This is a genomic window from Kitasatospora sp. NPDC088548, assembly GCF_044753005.1.
GTDB lineage: Bacteria > Actinomycetota > Actinomycetes > Streptomycetales > Streptomycetaceae > Kitasatospora.
In genome coordinates this window covers 89271-99139 of the sequence record NZ_JBIVMI010000006.1, presented here as the reverse complement: position 1 = coordinate 99139, position 9869 = coordinate 89271, and the positions used below count along the sequence as shown (strand labels likewise).

At 74.2% G+C, this 9869-nt stretch carries 9 protein-coding genes; 3 read left to right on the top strand and 6 right to left on the bottom strand.

All coding sequences use genetic code 11. The annotated features are described in order from the left end of the window. Positions 1 to 142 precede the first annotated feature (142 nt). Entirely contained in the window at positions 143 to 544 is a 402-nt protein-coding gene (locus ACIP82_RS10770; RefSeq protein ID WP_363613659.1) for a hypothetical protein, read from the bottom strand. Positions 545 to 900: 356 nt separating this feature from the next. Between ACIP82_RS10770 and ACIP82_RS10765 the strand changes: the two genes are divergently transcribed. Beyond that, positions 901 to 1275, top strand: a complete 375-nt coding sequence (locus ACIP82_RS10765) for a hypothetical protein (RefSeq protein ID WP_363613657.1) — start codon at positions 901 to 903, stop codon at positions 1273 to 1275. Positions 1276 to 1360: 85 nt separating this feature from the next. Here the strand turns inward: ACIP82_RS10765 and ACIP82_RS10760 are convergent, their stop codons facing one another. The 4 genes from ACIP82_RS10760 to ACIP82_RS10745 form a co-directional block, all read right to left on the bottom strand. Further along, positions 1361 to 2824: a glutamate synthase subunit beta gene (locus ACIP82_RS10760; RefSeq protein WP_400652865.1), complete on the bottom strand. Its 1464-nt coding sequence runs from the start codon at positions 2822 to 2824 to the stop codon at positions 1361 to 1363. A gap of 175 nt (positions 2825 to 2999) precedes the next feature. Next, entirely contained in the window at positions 3000 to 4196 is a 1197-nt protein-coding gene (locus ACIP82_RS10755; RefSeq protein WP_400652863.1) for an MFS transporter, read from the bottom strand. A 184-nt stretch (positions 4197 to 4380) separates the two neighbouring features. Then, positions 4381 to 5799: a hypothetical protein gene (locus ACIP82_RS10750; RefSeq protein WP_400652861.1), complete on the bottom strand. Its 1419-nt coding sequence runs from the start codon at positions 5797 to 5799 to the stop codon at positions 4381 to 4383. A gap of 107 nt (positions 5800 to 5906) precedes the next feature. Next, complete coding sequence (locus tag ACIP82_RS10745) at positions 5907 to 6377, bottom strand: hypothetical protein (RefSeq protein ID WP_400652859.1); 471 nt, start codon at positions 6375 to 6377, stop codon at positions 5907 to 5909. Positions 6378 to 6908: 531 nt separating this feature from the next. Between ACIP82_RS10745 and ACIP82_RS10740 the strand changes: the two genes are divergently transcribed. Together ACIP82_RS10740 and ACIP82_RS10735 are read left to right on the top strand one after the other, a co-directional pair. Continuing rightward, entirely contained in the window at positions 6909 to 8015 is a 1107-nt protein-coding gene (locus ACIP82_RS10740; protein ID WP_400652857.1) for a hypothetical protein, read from the top strand. 157 nt (positions 8016 to 8172) lie between these two features. Then, positions 8173 to 8619, top strand: a complete 447-nt coding sequence (locus ACIP82_RS10735) for a nitroreductase family deazaflavin-dependent oxidoreductase (protein ID WP_363613647.1) — start codon at positions 8173 to 8175, stop codon at positions 8617 to 8619. 41 nt (positions 8620 to 8660) lie between these two features. Here ACIP82_RS10735 and ACIP82_RS10730 read toward each other — a convergent pair whose 3' ends face one another. After that, positions 8661 to 9632: a polysaccharide deacetylase family protein gene (locus ACIP82_RS10730; protein ID WP_400652854.1), complete on the bottom strand. Its 972-nt coding sequence runs from the start codon at positions 9630 to 9632 to the stop codon at positions 8661 to 8663. Positions 9633 to 9869: the final 237 nt, after the last annotated feature.

Genomic DNA, 9869 nt, shown 5'->3' with positions numbered 1-9869 from the left:
GCCCGGGCGGGGGGGGGGCGCGCCCGGGCGGGCCGCGGCGGCCGGGCCCCCCCCGCCCCCCCGGGCCCCCCCCGCCCCCCCGCGGGCCCCCCCCCCCCCCCCGGGGGGGGGGGGGCCCCCTTCGCTGCCGCGTCGGCGCGGATCAGCCGCGCAGGGCGGCGGGGACGACGGCGAGCAGGGCCGCCGCGAGCGCCACCGAGAGGCAGACGGCCGCCCAGCGCGAACAGATCCGCCGGCACTCACTGCGGTAACGGGCCGCGAGCTGACGGCACCGTTCGACCGCCCGGTCGACCACCTCCTCGGCATAGCGCAGCCGGTCGGCCGCGTAGGCCTGTTCGAGGCTCTCCCGTTCGCCGGGCGACAGCCAGGGGAACCGGGCCGCGAAGGCCTGCGCGTCCCGTTCGGCCGCCGCCACCTCCGCCTCCCAGGCCAGATAGCCCTCGAGTCGCGCGATCTCCACCCGCGAGTCGACCCGGGCACCGGCCCCGGCCTCCTTGCCCGGCCGAGGGCTCCGCGCTCTCGGCGGACGCTGTCTGCCACCCATGACCGCTCCTTGTCCAACACCCGGGCACCGCGGCGAGCACTGCGCGGCGGTGCGCATCTGTCGAGTCGGGGCGGCCGACGCTCCCGCCGGACACCCCGACGGGAGTTCACACCGCAACCACGCAACTACTACCAGCGACCGAGTGGGGAGGGTGGCCGACTCGCCGGGCGGGCGGACCGGGCGGACGGCGACTGACCGACCGGGGGCGGCACCGCGGGACCACCCCTTCGGGGCGGAGCGGTTCGGCGAAAACCGCTGGACACGCTCCGCGCACGGCCGTGTACCATCGGCAACCGCGGCGGCGCTCCACCCGATCGCCGGGCCGGTTCGTCCGGGTGCGAAGCAGGAGGTCAGTCATGTCCGACACCGGTCGGTTCAGTGAGGCGGGCGAGCAACGCCCGCCCGCGGTCGCAGAGGCGGCGGCCGCGGTGTCGGTGTGCGGGCCGCCGGTCGAGCGGCCGGCCGATCACGAGGAGTTCGACCGGCTGGTACGCCGGGTGGCGGAGAGCACCCACCAGCTGATCGACGCCGTCAGCGCCCGGGTGCTCGGCAGGACCACCGGCGAAGCGGCCGACCAGTCCCGGCGGCTCGCCGCCAACGCGCACGACGTCCTCGGCCTGCTGCTCGACCTGAGCACGCTCGCCCCGGCCTTCGCCGACCGGGAGGGGCAGAGCGCCGTCGGCCCGCAGCGCACGCCGGCGGCGGGCCGGGACGGCCGGCCCGAGAGGTGAGGGCGGGATGACGGTGAGGGCGTGGCAGACCAGCGGCGGGGTGTCTCCGGCCGAGCGGGCACGGTGTTCGCCCGGGGCGCGAGCTCTACCAGCTGCGGTCGGACGGCGCGACCGGTGCGGGCAGCTCGGTGCCGCCGCGCAGGTAGCGGTCCACCGCGGCGGCCACGGCCCGGCCCTCGGCGATCGCCCAGACGATCAGGGACTGCCCGCGCCCCGCGTCCCCCGCGACGAACACCCCGTCCACCGCGGTCGCGAAACCGTCGTCCCGGGCGAGGTTTCCCCGTGGATCGACCGCGAGGCCGAGCTGTCCGGTCAGCGCCGCGTCCCGCTCCGGGCCCGAGAAACCCAGGGCCAGCAGTGCCAGCTCGGCCGGGACGATCCGCTCGGTCCCCGGCCGGGGGCTGCGGTCACCCGGCCGCGCCTCCGCGAACCGGACGGCCGCCAGGCTCCCGCCCGCGCCCGCCTCGAACCCGACCGCGGTCGCCGCGAACACCCTGGGTTCGGTGGCCGCTCCGCCGGCCTCCTCGTGCGAGCTGGTCACCCGGTACACCTTGGGGTGCACCGGCCAGGGCTGGTCGGCGGACCGTCGCTCGGGCGGCCGGGGGTTGATGTCGAATTGGGTGACGGCCGCCGCACGCTGCCGCAGGGCCGTCCCCAGGCAGTCGGCGGCGGTGTCGCCGCCCCCGACGATCACCACGCTGCGGCCCTCGGCGGACACCGGGGACGCCGGGAAGTCGCCCTCGTCGACCCGGTTGGCGAGGGTCAGATAGGTCATCGCCTGGTGCACGCCGACCAGTCGGCAGCCGGGCACCGGGAGATCCCGGAAGGCCGTGGCACCGACCGCGACCACCAGCGCGTCGTACTGGGCGCGCAGTTCGTCCGCGGCCAGGTCGCGGCCCACCTCGACCCCGGCGCGGAAGCTGGTGCCCTCCGCCCGCATCTGGTCGATCCGCCGGTCCAGCCGGTGCTTCTCCAGCCGGAACGGGGGGATGCCGTAGCGCAACAGCCCGCCGATCCGGTCGGCGCGTTCGTACACCGTGGTGGCGTGCCCCGCGCGGGTCAGCTGCTGGGCGGCGGCCAGGCCGGCCGGGCCCGAGCCGATGACGGCCACCCGCCGGCCGGTCGGCCGATCCGGCGGGCACGGCTGGTCGTACCCCAGCGCCCAGGCCCGGTCGGCGATCTCCAGCTCCACGTTCTTGATCGTCACGGCCTCGGTGTCGATGGCCAGGACGCAGGCGCTCTCGCAGGGGGCGGGGCAGAGCCGGCCGGTGAACTCGGGGAAGTTGTTGGTCGCCAGCAGGCGCTCGGCGGCGGCCTGCCAGTCGTCGTGGGAGACCAGCGTGTTCCAGTCCGGGATGAGGTTGCCCAACGGGCAGGCGGCGTGGCAGAAGGGCAGGCCGCAGTCCATGCAACGGGCGGCCTGCTCGCCCACCACCGGGAGCTTCGCTCCCACCTGGTGGACCTCGCGCCAGTCTCCCAGCCGCTCCTGCGGAGCCCTCCGCTCACGGGGCCGGCGGGGGGTGGTGAAAAAAGCCATCGGATCTGCCATCGCGCTCTCCGGCAGTGCGTGCCAACGCGAGGCGGTGGCACCGCCGTCATGTCGCGCGTTGGCGGGCGCGCCGTCGGCCTGAACGCCACCGTGTGGCCACCGTACGCCTACGGATCGTACGGCGGCAACGGCATGGCGGAGCGGCGCAGCGGGCGGCCGGGCCGCGGCCTCCCGGTCACCGGGCCGGGTGGCGGGACAGGTGGAGGCCGGCGGCTCCGGCCAGCGGCACCGCGCAGGCGATGAAGACCAGCCCGGCCTCCGCCAGGCCGAGCGGGCCGGTCAGCACACCGATGCCGATGACCGGGATGGAGATGCCGAGATAGGCGACCACGAAGAGCGAGGACAGCACGGCACCGCGGTGCGCCACAGGAGCCGCGCGGGCGACCACGGCCACCGCGCCACGCAGTGCCAGACCCTGACCGGCGCCGCCGATCAGCGCGCTCAGTACCAGCGCCGGCAGCGACGTCCAGGCCAGCGAACCGGCCATCAGCGCCAGCCCGACGACCAGGACCAGACAGCCCAGCGGGAGCGCCCGGACCGGATCCAGCCGGGCGCCCAGCAACTGACCGATCGTGGAACCGAAGAACGCCAGGAAGACCACCAGCCCGACCACCGCGTGGTTGTGCACACCGAGGTACTCCGCCAGAAAGGCCGGTGTGACGGAGGTGAAGACGCCCAGCAGGGAGAAGCCGACGAACCCGGCGATCCCGGCCGGGACGAACACCCCGCGCGTCTCCGGGGGCAGACGGAGCAGCCGGGGCCGCGCGGCGGCGAGCGGCCGCGCCGGGCGCACCGTCTCCGGCAGGCACCAGGTCACCGCGAACGACACGGCGACGAGCACCAGGTGCACCACGAAGGGAAGCCGCAGCGGCTCCGGCGCGTACTGGGCGAGCAGCCCCGCCAGCAGCGGGCCGCAGCCGAGCCCGCCCATGTTCGCCGCGGTCGAGGCGAACGCGGCCCGGCCCTCGTGGCCCGGCGGGGCGAGTTCCAGCACGTACGCGGTGGCGGTGCCGGTGAACAGCCCGGCCGACAGGCCGGACAGCAGCCGGCCCAGACAGAGCAGCGGCAGCCCGCCCTCGAACAGGAAGCAGAGCGCGCTGAGCGCCGCCAGGCCGAGGCCGCACAGCAGCACCGGCCGGCGCCCGACGCTGTCGGAGACGCTGCCCAGCGACAGCAGCACACCGATCACACCGAGGGCGTAGATCGCGAACACGACCGTGACGATCAGCTCGGAGAAGCCCAGCTGCTGCTGGTAGAGGCCGTAGAGAGGGGTCGGCAGCGTGGTACCGGCCATGCAGACGGCGAAGGCGCCGGCGGCCCCGAGACAGCCCGCCCGCCGGAGAACCGGCCTGCCCGCCTGGCGCTCGCTCATCCGCCCACGGTAGGCAGGCCCGCGCGGACGGGGCGACCCGCCCGTGGCAGCCAGGTGACCGGGCGTCCGGGAGCGGTCCCCGGCCCGAGCCGGAACGCGCCTCCCGGGTGCTCACACCAAGCGGCGCGGCCCCGCGCCCTCCGGAAGGAGAAGCACGGGGCCGCGCCGGTCGAGTGGTGGGCCGTCAGACGGCGGCCAGCTCCTTGAGCTCCTCGAAGCTGAAGCCGAGCTTGTTCATCGCCTTGGCCTGCTCGGCGTCCATGCCCGCCGCGGCGAGCTCGCCCAGCTGAGCGTCGGTGAGCGGGGCGGCCGGCGTGGAGCCGGCCCCGGCCCCGGCACCGGCACCGGCGCCAGTTCCGGCACCCGCCCCGGCACCCGCTCCGAGGACCTGGGCGGTCAGCAGCTCACCGAAGGACTTGAAGTCCGCGTCGGTGATCTCGGTGGCCCCGGAAGGCGCCTTGAGAGCTTCGACGTCGTCACTCAGCGAGAGCCGCACCGGGAGGTGGACGTCGGGGCCGGCCTTCTCCGTCAGCTGGGCCAGGTCGAAGGTGGCCGAGGAGATCGCGCCGTTCTTGATCGCGAGATCGACGCCGATCTGCCGGTCGGGCACGTCGGAGGGGAGCGTGGAGGGCAGCGGCGAGAGCTGCGGCAGGTCCTTGGCGAGCGGTCGCACGGCCTGGAGCAGGCCGTCGAGCAGGCCGCGGGTCGGGGCGGAGACGCGGATCAGGTCGGCGCCGTCCTGCTTGCCCTTGTCCTCGAAGGAGACGTTCTTGGTCAGCACGTCCTTCACGGAGTTGATCAGGTTGCGGGAGGTCTGCTCGTCCAGCGTCGGCGCGGCCGAGGGCCGGGCCGCCGAACCGGCGCCCTTCTGGGCGTCCTTGCCGAACTGCTCCAGCTGCTTGGTGTCGAGGGACACCCACTTGCCGTCGACCACGTCCTTGATGACCTTGGCCTCGGGCGGCAGTTCGGCGGCGAACCGGGTGACCGCCGTCGCGTCCTCACCGGCCAGCTCCGCGATGCCCTTGATGTCGACCTTGAGGTAGAACTTGGAGTCGACGACGCGGACGTCGGCGTACGTCTGGCCCTTCTTCGAAGCCAGCACGTAGGCGAGGTCGAGGCCCTGGAAGTCGGCCGTCGAGTTGGTCTCCGCGGAACCCTTCTTGAGCGCTCCGACATCCTTGAGCGGCTTGTCGGCGCTCATCGACACGGAGAGAGTCAGGTCGGACACCGCGCGGGCGGTGTCCGGCTCGATCGGGTCCTCGACCGCCTTGCCGAAGGCGATCAGCTGATCGGCGCTGGCCTGGACGGACAGCTCGGCCTTGAAGGCCTTGCGGTCCCCGATCTTCTGGAACGCCTTGGAGACCTTGTCCGCGGCGTTGAGCTCCTTGACGGTGCCACAGGCGGTGAGGCCCCCGGCCAGGACCGTGGCGGTGACCGAGGCAGCGAGTACGGCGCGGCGGGTACGACGGCGTATGACGGTGTTGATGCGACTCTCCCGAGAACAGCGCGTCCGGGTCGGACCGGAGCGGCAAGAGGACCAGGTCAGGTCAGAGGTACAGCAAATCGTGTCGTGGGCCTTGTCTGCAAGCCGGTTTCCGTGCATGGCCCGGGCACGCGGCGGTGGCCGCCCCACGGGCGGAGCCGTAGGGCGGCCGGCTCCGGCTGCTGACCCGGCGTCCGCGCGGGCCGCCCGGAACGCTCCGCAGCTGGTCAGACTTCGAGGCCGACCAGTCCGTGCAGCAACCGGCCCGCCGCGCGGGCCTCCTCCAGGCTCCGGGTGAAGGCGTCGATCCGGTCCTGTAGGGGCAGATCCATCAGGCCGGCCGGCCAGGTGCCGGGCGGCACCACGATCACGACCACCCCGGCCCGGCCCCGCGCGGCCGACAGCCAGCCGGACGAGACCAGGACCGGCGAGGCCGGCTCCCACACCTGACGGCCTCCCACCAGCACCAGCCGCACCAGGCGGTCGCCGCCGACCTCCACCGTCCCGGTGGTCGCCGGTGGATCCCCCGCCGCGAGCACGAACCCGCTGTTCACCACGTCCTCCACCAGGTCTCCGTACAGCTGCGGACCGACCTCCACGATCGCCTCCGCGAACGGCGGCCCCACCTCCGCCGGGTGCACCGCCAACGCCCACACCATCGGCGCCCGTTCCGCGCCACCGCCCGCTCCGCTCACCATGCCCTGACCAACGATCCACCGGCCCGGACCGCACGCACCGGTCCTCGACCGCGACCTCCGCCGGGCCGGGCTGAGCCGGGTGGACGTGGCGGGCGTCGGGGCTGTCGCGGCGGCAAGGGCTCTTCCGGCCATCGGCCGCCGACCGTCGCCCGGGCACGGCTGGGACGGCGGAGGAGAGGTGTGGCGGCGGGGCACCGTCCGTCGGCGCGGGAGCGGATCCGGCTCGACCGCGGACGGGGACGGGCGTGGTGCCGTGCCTCCGGAGACCGGTGGGGCGGTGCCACGATCGGCCGACAACGCACCCGCCGGTTCATGCCGGAGGTCTGTGCCGCCGGGCGGCGCCCTCCTACCATGTGAGGCACCGTCGGGCCTGACCCCCGCCGCAGCGGCCGACCGCCGTCGGACACCACCGGGGCCTCACCGCACCCGACCGTCCGACCGGCCACCGGTCCGCCCCGAGGCCTCGGAACGGGCCTCGCAGCGCACTCCGAACCGCGCAGGCACCCGTCCTCACCACCAGGGGGTACGCCCATGCACGCTCGCACCGCCGCACCGCGGATCAGACCCGTCCGTACCGTCCTCGCCGTCCTGGCCATGCTGGCGGCTCTGCTGGCCGCCGCCGTGCCGACGGCGGCACCGGCCCAGGCCGCCGTGCCCGACCGCTGGGGCTTCGCGTTCCTCGACAACCCGACCCCGCCGCCCGGGTACGTCCCCGATCCCACCCGCCAGTGGGGCAGCTGGACCTCGCCGTCCACCAACCCGGTCAAGGTCGACCAGGTCGGTCTCGGCGCGTACACCGTGCACTTCCCGCTGATCGGCGGGCCCGGCGGGATCGCCCACGCCACCGCCGTCAACCGGACGGGCACCTGGTGCCAGATCACCGGCTGGGCCACCGTGGGCAGCCGGCAGGACGTCTCGGTGGCCTGCTACAAACCCACCGGCACACCGGACAACTCCCCGTTCACGGTGCTCTACACCACCAGCAGCGGGACACCCTCGCCGTCCGGTGGCGGCTACGGCTACCTCTACTCGGCCGTCAGCGGCGCCCTGATCAGCCAGTACAACTCCACCGGGGCCGCGAACGCGGTGGGCCACGGCTCGACCGGTGTGTGGAAGGCCTGGCTGCCCGGTCTGGGGCTGTCCACCAACGCCGGGAACGTCCAGGTCACGGTGGTGGACGCGGTCCAGGGGGCGCGCTGCAAGGTGGCCGACTGGGCACCGGCCGCGACGGGCCAGACCTTCGTGGTCACCTGCTTCGACGCGGCCAACGCCCCCTACGACACCCAGTGGACGCTGAGCTACTCCGTCCAGCGGGCGCTGCACGGGCCGGTGTTCCCGCCGAAGTCGTTCGGCCACCTCTGGTTCAACGGGTCGGTGCCGCCGCTGACCGACTTCAACTCCAGCGGCGCCACCAACACGCTCACCGGCTCGGTCCCGTTCACCGTCACCATGCCGTCGGTGGCCGTTCCCCCGGACACCGCGCAGACCACGGCCTACGGACCCGGCCCCGGCTGGTGCGGACTGGCCCTGCCCTGGGCGCGCAGCGGCAGCACCGTACGGCTCAACCCCATCTGCTTCGACCCCGGCGGCGCCCCCGTCGCGGCTCCGTTCCTCACGGTGTACACCTCGGCGTTCTGATCCCCGGCGAACGGCGGCCGTCGGCCGTCCCCCGAGGCGGCCGACTCCGCCGGGATTCCCGTAGATACCGTCGACCGGGCTGTCGGTGGTCAATCATGGTGACTGACGGTGCCGGCTGCGTTCAGCACGCCGCGAGTTGACGACGGGATGGAATGACATGCCTCTTCAGGGTGAGTACGAGCCGAGCCCCGAATCGTGGGTACGTGAGCAGGTCGAGCAGTACGAGTCCTCCGGGGGTGTGGACGGAGCGACGATGCGGGGCATGCCCGTCATCATCCTCACGACCCGGGGTGCGAAGTCCGGAAAGCTCCGCAAGACCCCGCTCATGAGGGTCGAGCACCAGGGCGCCTACGCGGTGGTCGCCTCGCTGGGCGGTGCGCCCAGGCACCCGCTCTGGTACCACAACGTCGTGGCCGACCCCCGGGTGGAACTCCAGGACGGGCGGGTGCGGCTCGACATGACGGCACGGGAGGTCACCGGAGACGAGAAGTCGCTCTGGTGGGACCGTGCCGTACAGGCGTTTCCCGACTACGCCGCCTACCAGGAGAAGACCGACCGGGTGATCCCGCTCTTCGTCCTGGAGCGGACTCCCGGCGAGCACTGACCGGGGCCCGCGGGACTCCCGGGCCGTCGCCCGCACGGTTCTCAGCGGACCCTGAAGCTGCGCAGCACGTCGTGGCCTTCGCCGCCCGGGGTGAGGACGACTGTCAGGTGACCGCAGTCGGGCCGGTCGTGGATCTCGACGGCGTGGCCGGTGACGTTGCGCAGGGCGAAGGCGGGTGTGTCCTCGGCGAGTGGCGGCAAGGTGTTGCGGCACTCGCCGGGACGCAGTCCCTCCTCCACGTTCTCGGCCTCGGCCGGCCCGGTGGGAGTGCCCGTGGGGTAGCGCCACAGGACGGTGCCGGCAACGGCGGTGTCGGTGTCCTCGTCGGCGCTCGGCGGCTCGGTGTCCCAGGGCCGGGGGTGGTCGACGGGGCGGATGGCGGAGTCCCGGTTGCGGTAGGCGGTGCCGGGGGTGGGCACGGCCGGGGCGAGGAGTTCGGGGACGGTGACGAGGGTGTAGCCGGCGTCGCGCAGGTTCCGGATGAGCTGTGGAACCACCGCGAGCGTCTGCCGCTGCTCCTCGGCGTCGTGCATCAGGACGATCGATCCCGGCCGCACGCCGTCCTCGACACGGTCGAGGACCTGCGCGGGGTCGTGATGGTCCCAGTCCCCCGTGTCGACGTCCCAGAGCACGAGCGCCCGGCCGAAGGACCGGACCGCGGCGTTGTAGGAGCCGAACGGAGGCCGCACCAGGGCCGGACGTACGCCGGTGACCTCCTCGATCGCGTCCTCACCGCCGGTGAGCTCGTCCCGCACCTGCGCGGGCGTCGCCGTGCCGAGGGCGGGATGGGTGAAGCTGTGGTTGCCGATGGCATGGCCTTCGGCCGCCGCGCGCCGCAACGACCCGGGCCACGAGCCCACCTGCTCACCCACCACGAAGAAGGTCGCTTTCACCTGGGCGGCGTCGAGGTCGTCGAGCAGGGCCTCGCTGGCCGGTGACGGGCCGTCGTCGAAGGTCAGCGCCACACAGGCCAGCCGTGCGCAGTCCGGCTCCATCTCCGGCGCGGGCGGCACCGGCGGCACGGTCTCGTGCTCCGGCGGCCCCTCCGCTCCGGTGGGAGCCGGCTCCGCGGCCGGTGGCCCCGCCACCCGCGAAGCGCCCTCACGGTTCGGCGGCCCTCCCGCACCGGTGGAGGCCGGCCCGGAGGCGGGCGGCAGGAGCGCCGCGCACACCCCCAGGACCAGCGGCCACGACCTCCTGCTTCTGCCCATGGCCGTCAACCTAGAACGGGCCGCCGCCCCCCGCACTCG

Bases quoted from the DNA above. Each gene is read 5' to 3' on its own strand.
- ACIP82_RS10770 (WP_363613659.1), bottom strand. From the start codon at position 544: ATGGGTGGCAGACAGCGTCCGCCGAGAGCGCGGAGCCCTCGGCCGGGC.
- ACIP82_RS10765 (WP_363613657.1), top strand. From the start codon at position 901: ATGTCCGACACCGGTCGGTTCAGTGAGGCGGGCGAGCAACGCCCGCCC.
- ACIP82_RS10760 (WP_400652865.1), bottom strand. From the start codon at position 2,824: ATGGCAGATCCGATGGCTTTTTTCACCACCCCCCGCCGGCCCCGTGAG.
- ACIP82_RS10755 (WP_400652863.1), bottom strand. From the start codon at position 4,196: ATGAGCGAGCGCCAGGCGGGCAGGCCGGTTCTCCGGCGGGCGGGCTGT.
- ACIP82_RS10750 (WP_400652861.1), bottom strand. From the start codon at position 5,799: ATGCACGGAAACCGGCTTGCAGACAAGGCCCACGACACGATTTGCTGT.
- ACIP82_RS10745 (WP_400652859.1), bottom strand. From the start codon at position 6,377: ATGGTGAGCGGAGCGGGCGGTGGCGCGGAACGGGCGCCGATGGTGTGG.
- ACIP82_RS10740 (WP_400652857.1), top strand. From the start codon at position 6,909: ATGCACGCTCGCACCGCCGCACCGCGGATCAGACCCGTCCGTACCGTC.
- ACIP82_RS10735 (WP_363613647.1), top strand. From the start codon at position 8,173: ATGCCTCTTCAGGGTGAGTACGAGCCGAGCCCCGAATCGTGGGTACGT.